22 protein-coding genes and 1 other RNA gene are annotated in these 21,953 nt (G+C 41.3%); 12 read left to right on the plus strand and 11 right to left on the minus strand.

Annotated features, from left to right (window positions below):
* The first annotated feature begins 136 nt into the window (after positions 1-136).
* Genes DESACI_RS11630 through cobD form a run of 4 tightly spaced genes read left to right on the plus strand, consistent with a single transcriptional unit; the run spans position 137 to position 4,212 of the window.
* Positions 137-1,666 carry a cobyrinic acid a,c-diamide synthase CobB gene (locus DESACI_RS11630; RefSeq protein ID WP_014827393.1) on the plus strand — a complete coding sequence of 510 codons (1,530 nt, stop codon included), beginning with the start codon at positions 137-139 and terminating at the stop codon, positions 1,664-1,666.
* Positions 1,663-2,220, plus strand: a complete 558-nt coding sequence (locus DESACI_RS11635) for a cob(I)yrinic acid a,c-diamide adenosyltransferase (RefSeq protein WP_014827394.1) — start codon at positions 1,663-1,665, stop codon at positions 2,218-2,220. Before DESACI_RS11630 ends, DESACI_RS11635 begins: the two co-directional genes overlap by 4 nt.
* Entirely contained in the window at positions 2,220-3,137 is a 918-nt protein-coding gene (locus tag DESACI_RS11640) for a GHMP family kinase ATP-binding protein (RefSeq protein ID WP_014827395.1), read from the plus strand. Before DESACI_RS11635 ends, DESACI_RS11640 begins: the two co-directional genes overlap by 1 nt.
* The gene (cobD, locus tag DESACI_RS11645) at positions 3,127-4,212 is read left to right on the plus strand and encodes a threonine-phosphate decarboxylase CobD (protein WP_014827396.1); all 1,086 of its coding nucleotides are present in this window, start codon (positions 3,127-3,129) and stop codon (positions 4,210-4,212) included. The genes DESACI_RS11640 and cobD overlap by 11 nt, the downstream gene beginning before the upstream one ends.
* 403 nt (positions 4,213-4,615) lie before the next feature.
* Here the strand turns inward: cobD and DESACI_RS11650 are convergent, their stop codons facing one another.
* Positions 4,616-6,277 carry an L-lactate permease gene (locus DESACI_RS11650; protein WP_014827397.1) on the minus strand — a complete coding sequence of 554 codons (1,662 nt, stop codon included), beginning with the start codon at positions 6,275-6,277 and terminating at the stop codon, positions 4,616-4,618.
* A 702-nt stretch (positions 6,278-6,979) separates the two neighbouring features.
* On the opposite strand from DESACI_RS11650, the gene DESACI_RS11655 reads away from it, so the two are divergent.
* The 3 genes from DESACI_RS11655 (at position 6,980) to ligD (ending at position 10,164) form a co-directional block, all read left to right on the plus strand.
* Positions 6,980-7,216, plus strand: a complete 237-nt coding sequence (locus DESACI_RS11655) for a hypothetical protein (RefSeq protein ID WP_014827398.1) — start codon at positions 6,980-6,982, stop codon at positions 7,214-7,216.
* Between the two features lie 38 nt (positions 7,217-7,254).
* Positions 7,255-7,539, plus strand: a complete 285-nt coding sequence (locus tag DESACI_RS11660; RefSeq protein ID WP_014827399.1) for a putative quinol monooxygenase — start codon at positions 7,255-7,257, stop codon at positions 7,537-7,539.
* Between the two features lie 183 nt (positions 7,540-7,722).
* The gene (gene ligD, locus DESACI_RS11665; protein ID WP_014827400.1) at positions 7,723-10,164 is read left to right on the plus strand and encodes a DNA ligase D; all 2,442 of its coding nucleotides are present in this window, start codon (positions 7,723-7,725) and stop codon (positions 10,162-10,164) included.
* A gap of 93 nt (positions 10,165-10,257) precedes the next feature.
* Here the strand turns inward: ligD and DESACI_RS11670 are convergent, their stop codons facing one another.
* The 6 genes from DESACI_RS11670 to DESACI_RS11690 all read right to left on the minus strand — a co-directional run bounded on the left by DESACI_RS11670 (position 10,258) and on the right by DESACI_RS11690 (position 15,953).
* The gene (locus DESACI_RS11670; RefSeq protein ID WP_041276063.1) at positions 10,258-10,656 is read right to left on the minus strand and encodes a GNAT family N-acetyltransferase; all 399 of its coding nucleotides are present in this window, start codon (positions 10,654-10,656) and stop codon (positions 10,258-10,260) included.
* A 68-nt stretch (positions 10,657-10,724) separates the two neighbouring features.
* A complete protein-coding gene (locus DESACI_RS11675) occupies positions 10,725-11,288 on the minus strand; it encodes a flavodoxin family protein (RefSeq protein ID WP_014827401.1) in 564 nt (187 codons plus the stop codon).
* Between the two features lie 154 nt (positions 11,289-11,442).
* A complete protein-coding gene (locus DESACI_RS11680; protein ID WP_014827402.1) occupies positions 11,443-12,807 on the minus strand; it encodes an ISNCY-like element ISDsac1 family transposase in 1,365 nt (454 codons plus the stop codon).
* A gap of 218 nt (positions 12,808-13,025) precedes the next feature.
* Entirely contained in the window at positions 13,026-13,196 is a 171-nt protein-coding gene (locus DESACI_RS24540; RefSeq protein ID WP_158310173.1) for a hypothetical protein, read from the minus strand.
* Positions 13,197-13,355: 159 nt separating this feature from the next.
* The gene (locus DESACI_RS11685) at positions 13,356-14,312 is read right to left on the minus strand and encodes an AraC family transcriptional regulator (RefSeq protein WP_014827403.1); all 957 of its coding nucleotides are present in this window, start codon (positions 14,310-14,312) and stop codon (positions 13,356-13,358) included.
* A 297-nt stretch (positions 14,313-14,609) separates the two neighbouring features.
* On the minus strand, positions 14,610-15,953 hold the full coding sequence (locus DESACI_RS11690) for a methyl-accepting chemotaxis protein (RefSeq protein WP_014827404.1): 1,344 nt from the start codon (positions 15,951-15,953) through the stop codon (positions 14,610-14,612).
* A 210-nt stretch (positions 15,954-16,163) separates the two neighbouring features.
* On the opposite strand from DESACI_RS11690, the gene ssrS reads away from it, so the two are divergent.
* Positions 16,164-16,348, plus strand: a non-coding RNA gene (gene ssrS / locus DESACI_RS23645) — 6S RNA.
* Positions 16,349-16,431: 83 nt separating this feature from the next.
* Here ssrS and DESACI_RS25780 read toward each other — a convergent pair.
* Together DESACI_RS25780 and DESACI_RS11700 are read right to left on the minus strand one after the other, a co-directional pair.
* Entirely contained in the window at positions 16,432-16,767 is a 336-nt protein-coding gene (locus DESACI_RS25780) for an ATP-binding domain-containing protein (protein WP_427846750.1), read from the minus strand.
* Positions 16,697-17,083, minus strand: coding sequence for a hypothetical protein (locus tag DESACI_RS11700; RefSeq protein ID WP_041276065.1), 387 nt, complete (start codon positions 17,081-17,083; stop codon positions 16,697-16,699). Before DESACI_RS11700 ends, DESACI_RS25780 begins: the two co-directional genes overlap by 71 nt.
* A gap of 234 nt (positions 17,084-17,317) precedes the next feature.
* On the opposite strand from DESACI_RS11700, the gene DESACI_RS11705 reads away from it, so the two are divergent.
* From DESACI_RS11705 to DESACI_RS11720, 4 genes are all read left to right on the plus strand, one after another.
* The gene (locus DESACI_RS11705; protein WP_041276066.1) at positions 17,318-18,025 is read left to right on the plus strand and encodes a 4Fe-4S double cluster binding domain-containing protein; all 708 of its coding nucleotides are present in this window, start codon (positions 17,318-17,320) and stop codon (positions 18,023-18,025) included.
* Positions 18,026-18,193: 168 nt separating this feature from the next.
* On the plus strand, positions 18,194-18,688 hold the full coding sequence (locus DESACI_RS11710; RefSeq protein WP_014827406.1) for a peptide deformylase: 495 nt from the start codon (positions 18,194-18,196) through the stop codon (positions 18,686-18,688).
* A 186-nt stretch (positions 18,689-18,874) separates the two neighbouring features.
* Positions 18,875-19,342 (plus strand): acyl-CoA thioesterase, encoded by a 468-nt coding sequence (locus DESACI_RS11715; protein WP_014827407.1) that lies wholly within the window; start codon positions 18,875-18,877, stop codon positions 19,340-19,342.
* A 198-nt stretch (positions 19,343-19,540) separates the two neighbouring features.
* Positions 19,541-20,518, plus strand: a complete 978-nt coding sequence (locus DESACI_RS11720; protein ID WP_014827408.1) for a uroporphyrinogen decarboxylase family protein — start codon at positions 19,541-19,543, stop codon at positions 20,516-20,518.
* Positions 20,519-20,623: 105 nt separating this feature from the next.
* Here DESACI_RS11720 and DESACI_RS11725 read toward each other — a convergent pair whose 3' ends face one another.
* Positions 20,624-21,001: a pyridoxamine 5'-phosphate oxidase family protein gene (locus tag DESACI_RS11725; protein ID WP_014827409.1), complete on the minus strand. Its 378-nt coding sequence runs from the start codon at positions 20,999-21,001 to the stop codon at positions 20,624-20,626.
* Positions 21,002-21,154: 153 nt separating this feature from the next.
* Positions 21,155-21,790: an oxygen-binding di-iron domain-containing protein gene (locus DESACI_RS11730; RefSeq protein WP_014827410.1), complete on the minus strand. Its 636-nt coding sequence runs from the start codon at positions 21,788-21,790 to the stop codon at positions 21,155-21,157.
* Positions 21,791-21,953: the final 163 nt, after the last annotated feature.

Below are 21,953 nucleotides of genomic sequence, written 5' to 3' on the forward strand. Positions count from 1 at the left end.
ATCTGGCGCCAAACAATAATATTTGTGAGTATGACTTATTCTTTAGTCATATTCTCTTTAAACTATCTATTCATAGCAGCTTTTAATTTCTAGTGTCTTGAAAGGAACTAACTTTTTTAGAAGAGGGGGCAGCGGCGTGAAGATTCCTCGCATAGTCCTGGCGGGTACCCACAGCGGCGTGGGCAAAACTACTCTGGCAACGGGATTGATGGCAGCGTTAAATAAACGCCAGCGTCCGATTCAAGGGTATAAGGTCGGTCCTGACTATATTGATCCCAGTTATCATGCGGCTGCTACCGGCAGGCCTTCCCGTAATCTTGACCGTTGGCTGCTGGGAGAGCGCCTTCTTCCGGCCTTTCTGCAAAGTTCTCAGGAACGTTGGGCAGTGATCGAAGGTGTTATGGGAATGTTCGACGGTATGAGCGGGACCGCAGGTTTTGGGAGTACGGCAGATGTAGCGAAGCTTCTCAAAGCCCCAATATTACTTATTGTTGATGCTTCTTCCATGTCCCGCAGTGTAGCAGCCTTGGTACATGGATTCAAAACTTATGATCCTGAAGTGAACCTGCAAGGCGTTATCCTTAATCGGGTCAAGTCCTCGGCTCAGGAAAAAATACTGCGAGACGCTCTTATAGAACTGCAAATCCCTGTACTTGGGGTCCTTCCGAAGGAAACATCTCTTCACCTGCCGGAACGGCATTTGGGGTTAATTCCTGTTGGCGAAGGCGGCTTGCTGGAAGGATATATTGAGTCTCTGGCTGAATTTATTGGAACTTATCTAGATCTTGAGCAGATTGAGAAAATCATGCTTAAGGCACCTGATTTTCCGGAAACATCTCGAGCAGACATTTATGATTATTTATCTTTGGATTTAAACTCATCTGACAACAACGAAATTTTGAACAATAGTCACTCAAATACCAGAGAGAACTTTGACAATCTAGATAAAGTTACAGTTGCTGGCGGCAGGGAATCCGGCATTGCCAAAAGTAAGGGAAGCTTAGCCTCAGACTTTGATGTTTCCAACCATAGATTTCGCTTAGGTTTAGCTTGGGATGAGGCTTTCTTATTTTATTACCAGGATGCTCTGGATATGGCCGCAGGCTTGAACTGTTCCGTCGTACCCTTCAGCCCTTTGCACGATCAATCGCTGCCGAAAGATCTCGATGGGATTTTTCTTGGCGGTGGTTTCCCGGAACTGCATCTAAAAGAATTGAGTGCTAATGTTTCCTTTCTTGAGTCTCTTCGCAACTTTGCGGCAAGCGGAAAACCCATTTATGCGGAATGCGGCGGCTATATGTACTTAGGAAAATCAATTACAAGTTTTGATGGTACAGAACTCCCCATGGCCGGTCTCATCCCCATGAAAGCAGAAATGACAAAACGTTTGCAAGGTATTGGTTATCGCAAAGGTGTTTTCAGGGAAGATAATTTTCTCGGACCCAGAGGAACTATGGTTCAAGGCCATGAGTTCCATTACTCACGAGTTACTTATGAGTCCGAGGTTCCGGCAGTTTATGAACTGTATAAAGGAGACCAGGCGGATCGCCTGGAAGGGTATGCCCGGGATAATCTTGTGGCTTCTTATCTCCATCTTAATTTTGCCGGACAACCGGAGTTAATGCAGCACTGGTTTTCCTCTCATGAGAGGAGACGATCATCATGATTACAGTCTACACGGGCCAGGGAAAAGGGAAAACTACATCAGCCATTGGGGATGCAATTCTTGCCTATTCCGAAGGCAAAAAGGTCCTTATGGTACAATTTCTCAAGGGGAGCACGTATAGCGGTGAAATTATGGCCCTAAATCAATTAGGAATTCCTCTTCTTCAGTTCGGAGTAGGATGCCGTTGGTCGGGAATGATACGCACTGGTCTGAAGCATTGCACAGGGTGTGGTGAATGCTTTCGTCAAAATCGAGACCCGGAGATAGCTCATGGTCTTGTAAACATGGCCTATGAATATGTCCTTAAAGAAGCTAAAAGCAACAGCTATGATCTCATTATATTAGATGAAGTTAGTCATGCAATTAATAGAGGTTTTTTAAACCTTAAGCAATTACAGGAACTTCTTGCTGATAATATTTCTATAAGTTGGATTCTGACCGGACGGGGAATGCCCGAAGCAATAGACTCCTGGGTGGATTCATGGTGGGACTTAAACTTGATTAAGCATCCCTTTGCCCAGGGGGTACACAGTCGTAGGGGGATTGAGTATTAATGAATGTCTCGGTGGGGCTTGCTCGGTGTCCGGGAACATGCGGAGAATGGGTACAGGGGGCTCACAAGGGAATCCCTTTTCTAGTCGATTGTCCTATTGACCGTTTTTCCGAGATCAGAGTGACCGTTGACTTATTTAGTAACCGTTGGGAGCTTCCTTCACAGAAAACAAAAGTGCTTCAAGTCTTGAATTTTCTTAAAGAAGATTTGGACCTGCCGGCATTAGGAGGAGAAGTCGAGTTTCTTCAACAGTTGCCGGAAGGGAAAGGGATGGCCAGTTCAACAGCCGATATTTCTGCAGCAGCAGCAGCTCTTTTGCTGGCCTTAAACCAAAATCCTTCATCTGAACAATTGATGAAACTGGCTATGCGCATTGAGCCTAGCGATAGTGTGATGTTTCCGGGAATCACAGCGTTTGATCATGTTCAAGGACATAACTATAAAATTTTAGGAACTACCGTGCCTGCTATATTTTTAGCTTTGGATTGGGGCGGTTCAATCGATACTAAACTCTTCAATGCCCGACCGGGACTCAGCGAACATTACCGGCGTTTCGAAGAGACCATTGGCAGAGCCTATAAATTGGCTTGTGAAGGGATTGAGCAAGGGGATTTAGAAAAATTGGCCATAGCCGGGACAATGAGTGCCCAGTGCAATTTAGAGATGAATCCTAAACCACAATTCAAACCGTTTTTAGATTGGGTTTTAAAAAATAATGGCTTGGGTGTCGTTACAGCTCATAGCGGAACCTTACTGGCAGGCGTTTTTCCTTCTTCGGAATCTGTGGAACGTACCTTTCACAATGATTTACGGTGTGAAATTCAACGACGGTTCAATCCGGTTTACCTTGATTTCTTTAAAAGCCATCCTGGAGGAATCATTATAAATAAGCTGCGGTTTGCAGAAAATGCGGGGTGAGGTTGTGCACGGCGGTAATCTTAGAAAAGCTCAAGAAAATTTTGGCCAACGTGAATTCGTTGATTTATCCGCTAATATTAATCCCTTTGGACCTCCTCAAGGAGTATGGGATTGCCTGAAAGAAAGTCTTAAGGAAATAGTAAGTTATCCCGATCCCGAATGCTTGGCCTTAAGAACAACTCTTGCGGGTCAATTAGGATTACCTCTTGAGGAAATCATGGTTGGCAATGGCGCCGGGGAATTAATCTTTACCATCGTAAATGCCCTAAAGCCTCGAAAAGTCGCCATTCCTTTGCCAACCTTTAGTGAATATGAACGAGCAGCATACTCTGTAGGGGCTCAAGTTAGTTATATCCCTTTGGGAGCAGAGGGATGGAACGGGTATCATTTTTCAGAGGAACAATGGAAGGAATATCTTCGGGAATGTGATCTTCTATTTCTTTGTTCTCCCCATAATCCAACAGGAAGTATTCTTCAAGAGAAAACTTTTGAAAGTATCCTAAAACTCAGCAGCGAAATGGGCTGTAAAATTCTCTTCGACGAGTCATTCTTTGATTTTTTACCGGAAGGACAGTATAAATCTGCTCGTTCTTATTTAACAAGGCATAAACATCTCATAGTTTTATATTCTTTAACAAAGTTCTATAGCATCCCCGGCTTGCGTTTGGGTGCAGCTTATGCCTCTAGATCAATGTTAGACCGATTTGAAGGCTACCGGGATCCTTGGTCTGTTAATGTCCTTGCTCAAAAAGCAGGGATTTCTGCCTTAATGGATCAGTCGTATTCTAGGGATGTTCGCCATAAAATCGAAGAGAGCAGATCCTATTTTTATCAACAATTTGAATCACTGGGTTTTACTCAATTGAAGCTTCTTCCCACCACAGTAAACTTCTCCTTGCTTGAGATTCTCGATTCTTCAATTTCTAAATTAATTCAATATCTTGGGGAGAGGGGAATTCTTGTCCGGGATTGCCGAAATTTTGCTGGCTTAGAGGGGAACTTTATCAGAGTAGCGATTAAAGATATCTCAGCCATGAAGAAATTGCTTGAAGCGCTTAAAGCTTTCTATTTCTAAACTTCTTTTGCAAAGAACGATACGATCATTATGTCAATTAAATTGAGCCCGATAGACTTTTGGACTCAATTTTTCGCTTCAACTACCTATACTCAACAATTAATACAATTATGAACATAGGAGGTCCGGTCGTACCGGACTTTTCATCGTACTATCAGAAAGTATAACTTTTGGTTAAATACTTTCCTCTGGCATAAGTGCAACTAACCTGCCGCTTTCGCCGGAGGCTTAGCGCCAGCTAAGTTTTCTTTATTTTATAGAATGAGCATCGTTTAAATCGCTTCATATTTTATATTGTATCTATGGATATCACATGGACGATGTTATCTTCTTGAAATTTGCTTACAACCAAAAAGAAGACTGTCCTAATCAAAAAGGACAGTCTTCTTATGCGTATTGAATGTTACTGAAGTGCAAGCGACACGTGGGGTAACATACCTGGGAAAACGTAAGCCTGAAGTACAATGATTATGCCGACAATAACTACAAAACCGAGAGAATGTTTAAAGGTAAAACGGAACAAACTTGATTCATTACCGACTTGATTGGTACCCGCTGCTGCAACAGCCAAAGATTGTGGAGAAATCATTTTACCCATAACACCTCCGGAACTGTTTGCCGAAACAGCCAAGACTGGGTTTAAGCCTAACTGCGAAGCAGTTGTCATTTGCAGTTTGCCAAACAAGGCGTTGGAAGATGTGTCCGAACCAGTTAAGAATACACCCAACCATCCCAAGATAGGAGACAGGAACGGGAAGATTTTTCCGGTGGAAGCGAACAGTAAACCAAGTGTAAATGACATTCCAGAGTAGTTCGCCAGATAAGCGATTCCTAATACAGAACCCATCATAATAATCGGATAGAGAAGTTGCTTGAATGTCGCTCCAAAAACTCTGATCGTCTTGGATGGCTTCAGTCCGAGGACAAAGGACGAAATGATAGCCGCCAAAAGAATGGCTGTTCCTGCGGCAGAGAAGAAATCCCATTCATAGTTCGCAGGATAAAGAGTAGGTTTGGGAACAATAGGTGCTGCTTTATAAATTAAGCCATCAAGACCCGGCCAATGTTTAATATTGATAAACCATCTCAGATCTTTTGCAACGAAATCTTTAAAAGCAGGTACACCCCAAATTCCAACAAAGATGGTTAAGATAATAAATGGAGTCCAAGCCTTCAAAATTTGAGCTCCCGTATATTTGACAGTGGTTCCTGTTTCAGTGTCTTTTTCATGCGGGAAACGCCAAATAGTTTTTGGTTTCCAAACTTTAAGAAAAGCTGCTGTGCAGACAAGAGATACAAGAGAAGAGATGATGTCAGGGAGATAAGCTCCTAAATAATTTGAGGATAAAAATTGTGTTATAGCAAACGAACCACCAGCTATAAGGACTGCTGGAAGCACTTCAACGGTTTTCTTCCATCCAGCCAGCACAATGATAAGATACATAGGAACCAAAACAGAAAGGAATGGCAGTTGACGTCCGACTGCTTGGGAAATAACATTGGCGCTGATTCCTGTAACTGAAGCTGCAGCGATAATTGGGCTGCCAATGCCGCCAAATGCTACAGGAGCAGTGTCCGCGATTAAGCAGAGTCCTGCAGCATATAGAGGTTCAAACCCTAAGCCGATAAGAATAGCCCCAGCAATAGCAACCGGTGCGCCAAAACCAGCTGCACCTTCAAGAAACGCACCAAAGGAAAAAGCAATTAACAAGGTTTGAAGTCGTCGGTCGTTGGAGAGCGATGCGATTGATGATTTAATGATATCGAATTGCCCTGCTTCAACGACCAAATTATAGAGAAAGACAGCCGAAAATACAATCCAGGCAATCGGGAAGAGTCCATTAAAAACACCCAAGATGCTGGCAGATATCGCCATTGAAACAGGCATTTTGTAAACGATAACAACATCTAGAATAGTTAATATAAGAGTGGTTACCCCAGCAATGTGCCCCGTCATTTTTTTAACAGCTAAAGCCCAAAACAAATAGAGGATAGGTACTGCTACAGCGAGTGAAGTTAATCCAACATTACCAGCCAATGCTGAATAATTCTGTGTCCAAGGCATCGAAAACCCCTTCCTTCCTATCAAGATAGTTAGTCAGTTCATAGTAGAGTGATTAGTTTCTAGTTAAGACAGAACATGGAGGCCCGCAACTTACTCTGTCAAGATATTCTTTAGCTAACAATTGGATCATCCTCCTTTAGATCAAAGAATTTTGTGAAAAGAAAATATATATAAAGTTTAACCGCTTTTACACGATTTATCAAAAAGTTTATTGTTTCACTTATATTCGACAATTCATTTATAATGTGATACATTAAATGATAAATATTAAAATACAGTTTTATATATTGAAACAGAAAGATTGATCAAAATGCCGCTCCAGCAACTCCCTTGCAAACAGCCCAACAACTTTCAATAATTTGATATTATGTTGGCGGAAAGGTATCGTTTGAATGACGCGAGGTTCTGAAAGTATGAAAAAGCATATTGATTTTGTTTGCGATAAGTAGTAGTAAAAAATGTAATACCAGAAGAATGGAGTTGAAAAGATGCGTAATTTTTCTTGCTAAAATAAAACATGATGAATTAGTGCAGTTATTTTTACCACTTATTTTGTTGTTCTTAAGCAAGAAAGTTCCTATCTTTTTCACTCAAATAATACATCCCTACTACACCCAAGATGGGGTTGGTTTTGCTGTATATTAACGAGCTGCGAGAATTAGCTTTCTTGCAGCTCTTAATTTTTCTCTGGAGGATAATACTATGTCTCAAATTAAAGTTACAAATCTAACCTTTGCTTATGACGGAAGTTACGATAATCTCTTTGAGATCGTAAGCTTTCAGAAGAAAATCTTGAATAGGCTGCAGGCGAATAATAAATTGGGTGCCATTATCACCACTTTGCTTTCAACTGTGATTGTTCCATTGATTCGTAAACTCAGCTTGTATCTTCAAAAGCAAATGGGGAAGGCGTGTAATTTGCAAATTTACAAGATATAATCGGTATATATTTATCTTGTTTTAAGGAGAGAGGGTATATGTTAGTTAAAATCGTAACCATCTATGTCAAAGAGTCAAACATCAAGGCGTTTATTGAGGCAACTAAGGAAAACCGAAGGAATTCCCTTCAGGAAGAAGGCATAGAGAGTTTTGACCTTTTTCAGTGCCGAGATGATGCATCAAAATTTGTGCTTTATGAGGTTTACAGTTCCCAGCAGGCCATGGACGATCATCTTAAAACTGAGCATTTTAAAACATGGAATGAAACCGTCGGCCCTTATTTAGCTAAACCGGTAGACAGGGCAGTCTACATTCCAACGTAATACTCAAAAAACGTCCTGAAATTTTAGTAAGAAGCTGATAAAGGCGAAACTTGATTAAAACTCATATGTTGGTACTAAACATTTTCAAGCTTTCTTCTATTAGGAAGCACATAGGAAACGATCGGATACTTATAATTTAAGTTGGAAACAATAGCAAAAAAGAAAAGGAACCGGCGTAATTAGATGACCGCAAATCTCAACGAATATAATCAAAAAAGAAATCTTACAAGAACCTTGGAACCGGAAGGGAGAACAGAAATAGCCCAAGCGGATCTAAGGTATGTCGTCCAGCACCATTTGGCCCGCAGAGATCACTACGATTTCCGCCTGGAATGGGACGGTACACTCTTGAGCTGGGCAGTACCCAAGGGCCCTTCCTACGATACTCGGGACAAAAGGCTTGCAATAAAGATGGAAGATCATCCTTTGGAATACAGAAACTTTGAGGGTACGATTCCCAAAGGGGAATATGGCGGCGGAATTGTTATGATCTGGGATGAAGGCAGTTGGGAACCTTACGGGGATGTAGCTGACGGGCTCCGTGCAGGTATGCTGAAGTTTGTTCTGAAAGGGCGAAGGCTTAAGGGGAAATGGGCTCTTGTGCGGTTAAAAGGTAAGGCTGAGGAGAAGCAGGATAACTGGCTGTTACTTAAAGAGAACGATGAATATACTAAAAAGGACAAAGAACTATCAGAATTCACCACCAGTATCAGAACCGGACGGACCATGATGGAAATTGAAGATGGGGAAGAGGAAAAGTTCACGAGTAATCCCTTCAACAATACCGACGTGCAGCTTGCTAAATTAGTCAGCACGGTTCCTAAGGGTGAGGATTGGCTTTATGAGTTGAAATACGATGGTTACAGGATAATGGCGTATGTTGAAGGTAACAGCGTTCGCCTTGTTACCAGGAACGGCAATGATTATACCGAACGATTTCAGGAAGTGGTCCATTCCCTTATAGAATGGGCTGCGGGAAGGGCAATGATTTTAGATGGTGAAATGGTCATCACGGACGAAGCGGGTAAAACGGATTTTCAAGCTTTGCAGAACTATCTAAAAAATCATCAGACTAAAAACTTGACCTATATCGTCTTTGATCTCCTGGCCTTAGATGGAGCGGACCTTCGGGGACACCGTCTAATTGACAGAAAGAAAACCCTTGAAACTTTAATGAAGGGTGCCCCCATTAATCTCCATTACAGCCGTCACATGAGAGGAAACGGCAAGGAAAGTTTCCGTGCGGCCTGTGAGGCAGACATGGAAGGGATCGTAGGTAAAAAAGCCGATTCCGTATACAGGGGAACAAGAAACGGCGACTGGATCAAACTAAAATGCGATACGAGACAGGAATTTGTCATCGGAGGATATACTCTTACTGATAGAAAAACGAGCGGGATAAGTTCTCTGCTCCTTGGCATCTATGAAGGTGAGGAATTAGTTTATGCAGGACGTGCCGGGTCCGGACTGAGCGAAGCCGATATGAAAGAGCTGGAGGAAGAATTTACATGCCTTAAAAAAGAGGAGTCATCTTTCCGGCCCGTCCCCAAGCCCAGGTCAAATGAAAAAATCACCTGGCTTAAGCCCTTACTGGTCGCAGAAATTAAATATGCCGAATGGACAAACGATAATCTTTTAAGGCAAGCAAGCTTCAAAGGCCTGCGGAGGGACAAAAATCCCAGAGAAATTAAAAAGGAAAAAACGGATGAGGAAATGCCATCCCCATCATCCGGCAAAAAAGTGGAGAGAACCATGAAATCAAGCACCAACAGTATCATCATCGAAGGAATAAAGATTAGCAATCCGGACAAGGTGATCTTTACAGACTCTGAAATAACCAAAGGGGATGTGGTTAAGTATTATGCTAAGGTGGCAGAGTGCATGCTGCCCTATGTTAGACGCAGGATCCTCAGCATTGTACGCTGCCCTAAGGGCATCTCACAGACTTGCTTCTATAAAAAGCATCCGGGTCCTGGGAGTAAAGGGATCGTCACTATCCCTATTTTAACCGGCAGCGGAGAAATGGAAGACTACTTCTATATTGAGAATATATCTGGACTGATAGCGGAAGCACAAATGGGTACCCTGGAATTTCATATCTGGGGAAGCCATGTCGACGAGCTGGAAAAGCCGGATATGATGGTATTTGATCTGGACCCCGATGAGGGGATGGAACTTAGCAGGGTGCGACAGGGTGTGCGGGATATGAAGAATATTCTTGCCGAGCTTTCCCTGAACTCATACCTTAAGACCAGCGGCGGCAAAGGGTACCACGTGGTTGTCCCTTTAAAACCTGCCGTTGCCTGGGAAGGGTTTCGCGATTTTGCCAGGCGAGTAGCCGAAGTAATGGAGAAGAAATGGCCTGACCGCTACACAAGTAATGTAAGAAAGGCTAAGCGTACTAACAAGATATTCATTGACTGGATTCGCAACGGCAGAGGCGCCACCAGCATTGCCCCGTATTCCTTGAGAGCAAGGAAAGGAGCGGGGGTATCCATGCCCATTGCGTGGGAAGAATTGGACACAGTAACTCCTAACGGTGTCGATATGGCGGAAGCCCTCCGAAGGATCGGCGGCAATGACCCGTGGAAAGATTTCTTCCATAATAATCAACAGCTTAAATGAAGAAGCGCGAATGGCAGTCGAAACGGTTTCCTGAAGCAAATTTCGAAATGCTTCATCATTAACTTGTTCCCCGGAGAACGTTGGCGTATTACTTCATAAAAGTAAATCCCAATGTTCTTCAATTACATCGTCTCCCCAAGACGGATTTTTATGGGTTTTGGTTATTTTGAATCCTTTGCTTGCATAAATATGCCTAGCCGCTTCAAGAAAACAAATCGTTTCAAGAAAAACTTGTTTATAGCCTTTTTCTCGGCAAAAGGCCAGAGCCATATCAACAAGTTTGCGCCCCAAACCCGCACCGCGAGTTTCAGGCTCAAGCAGGAAATATCTTAATTGAGCGATTCCTTCATCTGCCTGAGCTATCACAATGCTTCGTTCATTGCAATTTGGCAGATAATAACTTACATTAGATGAACAAACACCTTTACCTGTTTCTATATCAAACAGGTAAAGGTGTATTTCTTTTGGGGGAGGAACTATGAAAAAAGCCAAGCACCGAAAGTGTATGAGTTTTTAGAGACTTTTGATTTATTCTTAATGACAGTTATGATTGAGCTTAATTAACTTAGTTTTCGCCCCAGTTCTTCGGCTTGCTCTAAAACTCCTTGTTGTTTTAAGATATCATCTTTATTCGTTAAATTACCCGTTATTATATTTCCGACATTCTTCATTTTAAATGAACCGTTAAAGAGCTGATTGAGGTACTCCGTAACATTTCCGAATGCTTCTGCTGGTGCACCATTACAAGTAACCGTCATATATTTTTTCCCTGGCAAGTATCTTGCAGTATGATTGGACCGTCTATAGAAAGTAAATAATCTGTCGAGAAAATTCTTCGTGATCCCGCTCAATTGCAGCATATAGACCGGCGTCCCCACAATAATGCAGTCTGCATCCGCTATTTTTGGTAAAAGGGTGGTCATCTTGTCATTTATTGCACAATATTCGACTTTATTTGCCTGACATGAGTCACAGGCTTTGCATCCCACATTATCAAGCTCCGATAAATAATAAACTTCAACCGCATGCCCATTCTCTTTAAGGCCCGTGCAAATAGAATTAACAATTTTCGAGGTGTTTCCACCTTTCCTAGGACTTCCAACGAAAGCCATTACTTTCATCATTTCTTTCCTCCCTGATGTCATCTAATAATGTAAATCTTCTTAATTAGATTCCCCTGAAAAAGTCGGTTAAAAAATACTCGTTTTAAACTCGTCTGGAAACAACATAGTTTTTAAGCTTTATACTCAAATACCCCTTGCCATTTCTCGGTTTCCTCTAAATCAGGGCCGCTATTCGTCTCAAATTGTAGGTTAATATCCCAAATCCCACCCAGGTACTTACACCTTGGTGGCCTCGGGACAGACTTCTCCCTAGACCATATTTCCGTTTCAAAATGCTTATGGTACCTTCTCCGCCAGCTCTCCAAGCTTGCAATCGTCGGAACCATCTCTGCTTTTCGTGAGATGCCTGTGCTTTACTCTTCTTGCCCTTTTTAGGCATCGATATTCGTTTGATTCCTAGGTCAGTCAGTTCTTTTTGGTTCTTACCGCTGCTGTAACCTCTGTCGGTAGCGATTGAATATGGCACTTTTCCTGTTTTAGAAATATGACGTTTAACAGTTTCTACCAAAAGACTGTCATCACTAGGATTTCCAACATGAACTTTATAATCGGTTATAATGCGGTCTTCATTTTCTGTGATCTCTGTTTTATAGCCAAACTCTGTCGGACTCTTTAATTTCCCTTTTTGAATCGGCCGTGCATCTGGATCATGAAGACTAATCACTCGATTCGAAATGTGGGTGTTTCCGCCGTTGACTTTTAGTGTTTGATTCACAATTTTGTCGGCGGTGACTATGACCTTATCGAGTTTCTCAATCTTGCGTTTTGTAGTGTTGCTCATCTGCTCGCCTAGAGCTTCTTCGGCTTTATCCATAATCTGATGGGCGTTAGTCATAGTTTCAATGGCTTTATCAACTAATTTATCGGTAATCTTACGAACTTCTTCAACAGCCTGATGATTACGCCGCTTAAGTGTTTTACCGATTTCCAAAATTCGCTTCTTCGCTGAACGACAGCGTTCAATCATCTTGGGCATCGTCGAACCCGCAGTTTCTCGAAGGCTTTGAGCTTGGCGTGTTATCGATTTAATAGCATCGGCCAAGAGCTGAGCATCCGTAGGGTAATGAATATTGGATTCCGTCACCGTTGTGTCCGTGCGAAGTCTCCGGCTCCGAGTAATCTTGTCTTGAGAAGCCTTAACAACGAGAGCTTCATTAAGCTGTTCAACGATGTCTTCTCCATACTTTTGAGTCAGTTTAATCAAGGTCGTACTATGAGGAACTGTCGCATCTAAGTTAATTCGACAAAAGCGACGCCATTTAATGCTGTCACTAACCTCTGCAACGAGAGTTTCATAACCAAACTCATAACGGAACTTAAGGTACATGAGACGAAGAAAGGTTTCGACAGGAACTGTCGGTCGGCCAATACGTATATTCCAACGAGAAAGGAAAGGCCGCATAAATTTCTCATCATCCAGAAGTTCATCGATAGTCTTTAATTCCTTGCTTAGTTCTAGAACTTGCTCAGGTAAAGCAAAATCCCAAATAGTAAGTTGCTCATTGTGAAGACGTAACATTTTTTGACCCCCTGAAAGGATTTTTTCACCCTCTTGGAGAATCTAAAAACTAGGAATTCTCCAAAAGGGTAGTAGAATTTGGTTGCTTGTCACTTCTAAATTTCTACCAAATCCTTGGGAATTCCTTTTATTTTGGCCATTTTGAAAATATCGGTTAGTTTTTCAGGGGAATCTAATTACGGAGCTGCTTGGACTAGAAGGCATGAATGAGATGCCCGCTAGTCAAGGGCTATATTTATTATAAAAGTTCTTAGATTATGATATTTGCCTATTTCACTTTTCTTTTTGCCTAATTCTCCAGAGCTTTTTTTGATCCCCGTTGTACTTATGCCAGAAGAAAGTATACTGCTGAAAATAGCATTTTCTTTTCTGGTAAATAAATTTTCCATTCATCGGCGATGCCGCTTAGCGACATGCAGTGAGATCGTACAAATAAATGCCCGCTGCCTTTCGATAGCGAGCATAATAGAAAGCGTAAATCCGATTAACTTTAGGAAAAACAGAAGGGATTCAAATATTGTGGACCAAACATATTGCCGTTGTCTAGGTCACTCCGATCTCTGGGATTGTTGACGCAATCTGGCTATATCTCTTCTGGGTGAGGCTCCGAAAAAAACACTGTAATCACGGCTAAACTGAGAATTACTCACGTATCCTACTATTCTACAAGCCGTCGTTGCATCCATTTCGCGGGAAAGCATCAAGCGCCTTGCTTCCTGTAAACGTAATGCTTTTTGATATTGCATGGGGGTCATCGATGTAACAGCTTTAAAATGATCATGGAAAGATGATACACTCATATGTGTCAGCTCAGCCAAATCCGTAACTTTAACAGACTGAGAATAATTTTCACGAAGCCAGGCGATCGCCTCTGCAACTTGATGTACATCTGAGTCTGCAAAACCCATTTCGGCAACATGAATGCCAATTGGACTGCGAAGAAGGCGGATTAAAATTTCGTCCATAATAAGGGGGCTAAGCAATTCAACATCGCCGGGTTTTTCCAGGCATTCCAGCAACCTCGTTACTGCGTTGACAAAGCTCACATCAGCATTTACTACGTAACCTGCACTCCATTGACGAATCGGTGGAAGGCCATGAGGATATACTTTCAAAACTAGCTCTGCAATTCTTTGAGGGCTTAAATCCAGCCTGACAGCGAGAAGAGGTTCGGCCTTGCTGGCCTTTATGGCCTTTAGTGCAACTGGCAGGGCGACAGGATGCATCAACATTTGAGATTTTTCGATTTGGTATGTCTCCTGTCCCACTGTGATGGATTTTGCTCCTTGTGCAACTATCCCCAAAGAAGGTAAGTAGAGAGTCTTTATGCAGTCCACGTTTATACTTGAATAACGTGCAACATATAAACCTGAGATGGGAAGGGGTCTAACACCATCATAAGGAGCAACGGTTAATAACAGACGTGAAAGCCGCGCCATTTCTGCTTCAATTGATTTCTCAGTATTATCTGGGGCAGGAAGAATGGAGTGATTATTTGCATTCAAAATTTGAAAACAGCTCCTTATGGTGATATTTGGAATGCCTTTGCCTAAGATCTTTCTTCATTGATTATGCAAATTATAAAACTAATAGCAAGAAAAATGAAGTGTCGGTCAAAGTATGAATAATTCGACCAACACTTCATTTTAATATCTAAGTAATTTGCAGGAAGTTTGAAGATTTTGTGAGCATAAAACTGCATTTGCAGCTAGGGAGAAAATTGAAACAAAAGATGGCTCGATTATCGATAACACCTTAGTATCTCAATAACGTGATACTCGTCAAGTATCATTTAAATATATTTAAGCGACCTTAAATTTTTGGGCTGAATCTTGGAGCGATTGTGCTGCAGCTTGCAGTTCCTCCGAGAGGATATTTATCTCTTGCATTGAATTCATCTGTTCTGTACTGCTTATAGCAACAGCCATTGTTTGATCGGTGGTCTCTTTTATGATGTTATCAATATTACCAATTTCAGAGAATATTTTATTCGAGTTGGTGGAAATATACTGGGAAAACTGTGATACTTCTTTTATTTGCTGATTTACAATTTCAGTGCTTTTCATAATCCTGTTAAAAGCTTCTTGAGCTTCCTTAATAATCATAGTACCCTCGTTGACAACATCTTTTTCGGCGCTCATACTGGCGATTGCTCGGTCAACATTGACCTTTATGCCTTGAATGATTTGTTCAATCTGAGCGCTGGACTGTTTTGATTGCTCTGCTAATTTCCGAACTTCTTCTGCAACAACATTAAATCCTTGCCCGTGTTCTCCGGCTCTAGCCGCTTCGATGGCAGCATTGAGAGCAAGCAAGTTTGTTTGCCCTGCTATGGATTTAATGGTTTCCACAATCTCACCAATCGATGAGGATTTCTCGCCGAGTTCGGAAATTATTGTCCCAGTTTCTTCAACCGTTTGATGAATATGCTTCATTTGTACCCCTGTTTTCCTAATCGCTTGATCTCCGTCTTTAGCAAGGAGCAAAGCCTGAGAGGCGGCTTCGTTTGCCAGAAAAACACTGCTGTCAATTTGGCCGATGCCTTCTGACATAGCTTGAACTGCTAATTGGATCGCTTGAATACTATTTGTTTGATTCTCATTCTGGGAACTTTGAGCTATTTGCTCTATCGACGAAGCGACTTGTTGTGCAGCCAGTGCTGTAGCTTCTGCCCGATCTCTTAGGACAATTGCGGATTCATAGAAGGTGTCAGCTCCCGAAAGAATTCCACTTACTAACGATCGGAAATTTTGTAACATAGTATTTAAAGAGATGCAGAGTTGCCCTATTTCGTCTTTTTCCGTGAGGCAATAAAGTTGAGGAGTTAAGTCTCCTTTTGCTAACGTTTCAGCAAATTCTACTGAACGCTGCAGGGGAGTTGAGGTAAGAAAAGAAATATAAAGACCATAAAGAAAAATTAATAAACTTGCTAATGTCGTTACTAGTAATAGAGTTCCAATATGGGCCACTAAATTATCTCCTTTTACGGCTAAGTAGTAAGCAAAACCGCCGCCAGAAAGGTTGATAATAGCACTAATTGAAAAAGCAAGAGTTAGCTTATGAGAGAGTGAGAGGTTAAACCACCAACGGATAATTCGACTCTTTAAAACAAGAAACCTACTCAAACGGTCAAGAAAATCTGACATATAAAAGCCCCCTAAATTTCATGGAATATGATTGTAATTAAACTTTAATTAATGGAGTGTAGACAATTTGAAATATTAAGAAATGCCTTAACTGTAAAGTTCTATATTAATGTGAGAAATCCTTTAGAAGATATTAAAAACATCTTAAAGGGTATTAACCATAACTTTCCTGATGTTTTTTGAACATAAACTTGTTATAATGAAATTCCTTCAAACCTGCGTTGTGCGAAGATTTGATTTGGTTTTGATCCTATTTAAATTTCGGGAATTTAATAAACTTATCTGACTAGGTCAGGCCTCCACTGTTAGGGGAAGACTAAAAAGTAAGGTGAAAATGCCCACCTGCGAGAGCGGGGTTAAAAACCAAATGATCTAAACGGCTTTGCGGGTATTGAAAAAGAACAAAATGTTATATAAAAAATCCGAAGCGACTTGATGCTTCGGATTTTTTTATTTACACCTTGCTCGGAAGCTTAGCTCAAGAAGAGAGGTCAAATCTTGCAGTTTCTTTACCATTGAATTTCAAGAAGCCACTTAATTCTCCTGTATGATACAGTGAAAGCCTGTGCAAGGCACGGGTGCAGGCTACATAGAGTAATTTGCGGTCAAATTCACTGGAATAATTCTCTGCCGAAGCCTGATATAGAAGTACTACGTCAAATTCTAATCCCTTGGCCATATAAACAGAAGCTATTGTTACTCCCTTATTTAAGGTTATATCGTCGGCGGTAACAAGATTAACCTTAGTGTATTTTGTTTGAACTATTTCCTCCGGAAATAAGTCTCTCGAGCTGTGCGCTTCGTCCCTCAGGATTTAGTTTATCTGAAATAAAACTATGAGCAATTGACTCAAAGGTGGTCTGCTGGACGTTTTCTTCCCCGAGTTCCGGCAAAGTAGTTGATATATATTGATTAAGAATATCATTAGGAGAAATTATCATAAAATTCGAGGAACTTAAGCCTGAGCCAAGTCCATGATAGAGAAGGAAAGCAATCCGGTGCATAGCAATCGAAGTTTTGCCGCTCCCGGCTGCGCCTTGAACTATTAGAAGTTCGGTTTCAACATCACGTATGATCATATCCTGCTCTCGTTGAATTGTTTCAACAATAATTCTCATCCACCGGAACATATGAATTTTCCTGGGATTTAGTTTTTATTGACTGATCTATGCAGGAAACTTAGGGTAAATTGTGGAATTAGTTTTCAGAAAAGACTTTTCCAAATCAATTAAGTGGTCATTTCAGCCAAGTATCGAGCCATAATCGCCACGCCAATTCCGTACTGTTAAGTTCAAGAAGTAATAACCACTTCAAAAAAAGCTGGCCAGAAGTCAAGTTCCAAGCGCACTATGAAATGAGAGGAGATGATCTTAGTGGTTAGTTCATTAGAATTAAAACAGAAAGCTATCGAACTGGGGGCTGATTTGGTCGGAATAGCTGACTTAAGACGCGTCAGTGGAATTCCTACTGAACCTAAAGATCTTCTTGAGAAATATACAAGCGCCGTTGTGATTGCTATTGCAGTTTCACCGGATGTTTTTGAACAAATAAAGAATGAACCGACACCCCTGTATGTCCATCATTATCAAGCCGTTAACATTCTTTTAGATAATATTACCTTACGTTTACAAAATGAACTACTGCAGGAAGGATTTCGTGCCCTTGCTATTCCTGCTTCGCTTACAGTTGATAAGGTTAATTGGATGGGACATATATCTCACAAAGCGATGGCCAAAGCTGCAGGTCTAGGCTGGCAAGGAAAAAGTCTTCTGTTGGTAACGCCTAAGTATGGTCCGCGTGTTCGATTAGCTACGATATTAACCAACGCACAACTTGACCAAGATCCTGTGCAACCTAATCGCTGTGGAAAATGTAACAGATGCCAACTTGCGTGTCCTGCTGCCGCCATAAAAGGTATATCATGGGATGATCATCCTCAATCGCGTGAAGAGGCTCTACACTTTAGCCGATGTGTGGAAAAATTAACAAATGATTTTGCAAAACGACCTGAAATCGACAAAAATATCTGTGGAGTTTGTATTAGTGTTTGTCCTTGGGGAAAACGGAGGTAGTTTTCGTCTGTCATGCTGTTTGCGCCTTGCTTAAGTTCGGAGGAACAGGCAGTTACAAGCGATAAACTCTTGCTAACTGTCTGGCAACCGATACCGGGTTTTTCTTATTTGGAGACAAGTTGAAGGGATTCAACGTAGTAGTCTGAAAGAATGGGGAAAAATTAAAGAATGGCAATTAAAGAGATTCTATTACTTGGTAATCCAAAGTTATATGAAGTTAGTGAAACCGTACAAGAAAGCGAACTAAATGATTTAGCGCTGGTTATCAAAGATTTACATGACACGATGATTGACTTTAGAAATAAATACGGCGTCGGTAGAGCCATTGCTGCTCCTCAGATAGGCATATTCAAACGGCTATTATATATGTATATTGATGAACCTGTCGTTTTCATTAATCCAACATTAGAGTTTATCGATGACGAAATGATGGAAATTATCGACGATTGTATGAGTTTTCCGCAGCTACTGGTTAGGGTAAAGAGGTATAAACGATGTACGATTGAATATCTAGATCTACAATGGGAACCTAGAAAAATAATGCTGGAGGGAGATTTATCTGAATTGTTACAACATGAGTATGACCACCTTGACGGAATTTTGGCTACGATGAGAGCGATTGATAATAAATCATTCTATTTGCGAAGTGAAATTTTCAGCTAGAGTCTACAGAAATTGAAGTGTTGAGGTGTGAGCGAGAGCGGGGGTAAAAACAAATAATCTAAACGGCTTTGGGGATGTTAAAGGTAAAAAGTAATCCAGAGTGACAATATGCTCTGGATTTTTACCTATCTAGAAAATCTAGAGATTTCGATTACAAATCAGAGGTAGTTTATGGAGGGGATAATTATGACTGGTAAATCAGTTAAACAATCAGAAGTTGTCATGTCAAACGTAATGCTTCCTCAGCATGCCAACCCATCAGGTAATGTTCATGGCGGCGAGATTATGAAAATGATGGACAGCGCTGCTGGAGTTGTAGCCTTTAGACATGCACGTACTAATGTTGTTACGGCAAGAGTCGACAAACTTGAATTTCTCTATCCCGTTCATATTGGAAATGTTGTAACGTGCTATGGAAAGTTGACTTTTGTTGGGAAAAGTTCGATGGAAGTCTCTGTTACCGTTACCGTTGAAGATGTTACAAAAGAGGAACCTGCTAAAATAGCTTTGACTGCCTTTTTTACATTCGTGGCCTTAGATGAGAAGGGCAAACCGCAACATGTACCGTCACTTGTGCTCGAGAATGAGGAAGAAAGAAACTTATTTGAGGAAGGGCAGAATCGTTATCTTGCTTATAAACAGCTCCGAAAATAATCAATGGTTATATCCACACCTGCTTTAGGCTTATGAAATCATCACTTGCAACTTCTGGAGGGCTTTTTGATCTTTTGAATAAAATATAAATAATTAGGAGATATCGGAAGGATATTTAGAGCGCATGTTGAATGCTCAGAAGATTGATATTATAGGTATCATTATAGAAAACAGATTGCACAAAAGGAGGCAGCATTCATGTTAACCCCAAGACAGAATTTATTAGAAACAATCAGAGGCGGCAAGCCTGGCCGTTTTGTCAACCAGTATGAATTCATGGAAATAATCATGGAAACACGCTTTGACAAAAAGCTCCCGATCGGAGGGGAAGGCGTAAACAGCTGGGGAATAACATACAGATGGCCCGAAGGACAGATCGGCCAGTTTCCTGTGCACGATGAAGAGCACAAGGTATTGAAAGATATCACTGAGTGGAAAAAATACGTCAAAGCACCGGAGATCCCGACTTCTGATGAATTCTGGGGTCAAGCCGTAGCGCATGCCAAATCTGTGGACCGTAATGAAAAATTCGTGACAGCATTTATTGCACCGGGAATCTTCGAACAGTGCCATAACCTTATGGGCATGGAAGATGCTCTGATGGCCTTATATGAAGAACCTGAAGCCATGCATGAGCTTATCGATTATCTGGTTGATTTCGAGCTGGCTTATGCAAAGGAAATAATCGACCACATCCATCCCGATGCACTTTTCCATCATGACGATTGGGGCAGTCAGAAAAATTCGTTTATTTCTCCGGAAATGTTCGAAGAGTTCTATTTACCCGCGTATAAAAAAGTCTACGGTTTCTACAAGGCCAATGGCGTGGAACTGATCGTTCACCATAGCGATTCCTATGCCGCTAATTTAGTTGAGTATATGATCGAAATGGGAATTGACATTTGGCAGGGAGTCATGACAACCAACAATACGCCGGAGTTAATCAAGAAATACGGCGGGAAAATATCGTTCATGGGTGATCTGGACAGCGGCACCATTGATTTCCCGGATTGGACCCAGGAGATCTGTGGGGCAGAAGTCAGAAGGGCCTGCACAAATTGCGGAAAACTTTATTTCATTCCCTGTTTAACTCAGGGTTTGGGGATCAGTTCCTTCCCCGGCGTCTATGATTGCGTTAGCACTGAAATTGCTAAAATGAGCAAGGAAATGTTCTAAGTGAAAAAACCTCCGAAGCCATCTTCGGAGGTTTTTTCTTCAATTAATACTGCTGATAGGGAATCTTATTATCGTGTTTCACTAATAGTAACTAAAGAGCTCTTGTCACAGAGTTTGGTCTGCAGATTCGATCGTTATCTTCAGTACCGCCCTGGCCCAGGGGAATTTAGTTTTCATCATCTCAAATTCCGAACCTTCTTTAACAAAACCGGCGGTTCCTTTAATTAAAAAGCCTGTTCCTTTATACATTTTACCTTGTACTTCACGATTAGCGATCGTAAGTTTGACTTTATTATTTTGAGAGATATTTTTCTCGGTTTCGTTCATTCCGCCAACTGGGATAAGAAATTCCCCATCTGGTGTTATGGTAATGTAGCTGTTCCATGTATTGACCACATGGGGTTCATTTATCCCTTGAGTTACAATAGCAACTGCTCCGTCGGATGAGTGACCTATCACTTCTTTGAGCTTTTCGTTAAGCATTCATATAAACCCCCTAAGTTAAAATTAAGGATTCGTAAACTAATCATGGAGTTATTTTTCCTTCGAGGCTACTCGACTTTTAAGACAATTGGCGTTAATAAATAGCTTCCAAATTCGTTCAAGTTTTAAATGAAGGAACTTATTAGAGGTCTATCAAACTTTAAGACAGGGACCGTGGCCGGTTGCCACAAAATTGGGGTTGAATTGTTTTAACGTACGTTGTAATTGTATAAGGCGTTCGGAGTCAGGCACTTGTTCCTTACGGATGCCGTCGATTTCAGTCTCCCAGTTAGATTCTACAATAGCATCGATTGCTTCTCCGAAGCGGATCATAAGGTCACTGCTGAAGAAGATCCCGCGTCTTTTTTCCAAGACCAACAGTCCCTCCCAAAGATGCATTTCTGAAGGGTAACTAAAGAACTCTAATTCGTAATCTTCTGTTGTGAGTTTCTCGCCAGGTTTTTTGGCGATAAACTCTTGAGTAAGTCCAAATCCGGTTAGCTGACGGGCTGTCACTTCAGGGCATATTGGTTTAGCTTGTGGGAAATGTTCAAGCAGGTATGACAATCCGCCGCATTCATCTGCTTCAAAATGCGAAATAAAGATATAGCTCAGGTTGTTATACCCAAGAATGGTTTTCAGTTTTGGCACCATTTCAGTTGCTTGTTGAACGTTCCCTGTATGAAACAAAATTGGCTCCTTGGCAGTTAGAAGATATTGGTTAAATGTAAGGTTGATGGGCGGAATGTAGGTGCTAAATTGATGTAGATCTTGATAAATAACAGACATACTAGTGACTCCTTTCCCCAGAATTTCTCTGGTATGACTTGGTTTAAAGATAGTAATTCCCTAGAACGTTAAATTAATTAGGAAATTTGCAATCTTAAACTAGATGTGGTTGTTAAATTAAGCTTGATTAGTAGAATATATCCATGACAGTTATTTTGCAAGT

The sequence above is a fragment of the Desulfosporosinus acidiphilus SJ4 genome (assembly GCF_000255115.2).
In the GTDB taxonomy this organism is placed as follows: Bacteria; Bacillota; Desulfitobacteriia; order Desulfitobacteriales; family Desulfitobacteriaceae; genus Desulfosporosinus; species Desulfosporosinus acidiphilus.

Coding starts and splice junctions, on each gene's coding strand:
- DESACI_RS11660 (WP_014827399.1), top strand. CDS start 7,255: ATGTTAGTTAAAATCGTAACCATCTATGTCAAAGAGTCAAACATCAAG.
- DESACI_RS11650 (WP_014827397.1), bottom strand. CDS start 6,277: ATGCCTTGGACACAGAATTATTCAGCATTGGCTGGTAATGTTGGATTA.
- ligD (WP_014827400.1), top strand. CDS start 7,723: ATGACCGCAAATCTCAACGAATATAATCAAAAAAGAAATCTTACAAGA.
- DESACI_RS11700 (WP_041276065.1), bottom strand. CDS start 17,083: ATGTTCCGGTGGATGAGAATTATTGTTGAAACAATTCAACGAGAGCAG.
- DESACI_RS11680 (WP_014827402.1), bottom strand. CDS start 12,807: ATGTTACGTCTTCACAATGAGCAACTTACTATTTGGGATTTTGCTTTA.
- DESACI_RS11730 (WP_014827410.1), bottom strand. CDS start 21,790: ATGTCTGTTATTTATCAAGATCTACATCAATTTAGCACCTACATTCCG.
- DESACI_RS11690 (WP_014827404.1), bottom strand. CDS start 15,953: ATGTCAGATTTTCTTGACCGTTTGAGTAGGTTTCTTGTTTTAAAGAGT.
- DESACI_RS11655 (WP_014827398.1), top strand. CDS start 6,980: ATGTCTCAAATTAAAGTTACAAATCTAACCTTTGCTTATGACGGAAGT.
- DESACI_RS11635 (WP_014827394.1), top strand. CDS start 1,663: ATGATTACAGTCTACACGGGCCAGGGAAAAGGGAAAACTACATCAGCC.
- DESACI_RS11720 (WP_014827408.1), top strand. CDS start 19,541: ATGTTAACCCCAAGACAGAATTTATTAGAAACAATCAGAGGCGGCAAG.
- DESACI_RS11675 (WP_014827401.1), bottom strand. CDS start 11,288: ATGATGAAAGTAATGGCTTTCGTTGGAAGTCCTAGGAAAGGTGGAAAC.
- DESACI_RS11640 (WP_014827395.1), top strand. CDS start 2,220: ATGAATGTCTCGGTGGGGCTTGCTCGGTGTCCGGGAACATGCGGAGAA.
- cobD (WP_014827396.1), top strand. CDS start 3,127: ATGCGGGGTGAGGTTGTGCACGGCGGTAATCTTAGAAAAGCTCAAGAA.
- DESACI_RS11715 (WP_014827407.1), top strand. CDS start 18,875: ATGACTGGTAAATCAGTTAAACAATCAGAAGTTGTCATGTCAAACGTA.
- DESACI_RS11705 (WP_041276066.1), top strand. CDS start 17,318: ATGATCTTAGTGGTTAGTTCATTAGAATTAAAACAGAAAGCTATCGAA.
- DESACI_RS11725 (WP_014827409.1), bottom strand. CDS start 21,001: ATGCTTAACGAAAAGCTCAAAGAAGTGATAGGTCACTCATCCGACGGA.
- DESACI_RS11710 (WP_014827406.1), top strand. CDS start 18,194: ATGGCAATTAAAGAGATTCTATTACTTGGTAATCCAAAGTTATATGAA.
- DESACI_RS24540 (WP_158310173.1), bottom strand. CDS start 13,196: ATGGAAAATTTATTTACCAGAAAAGAAAATGCTATTTTCAGCAGTATA.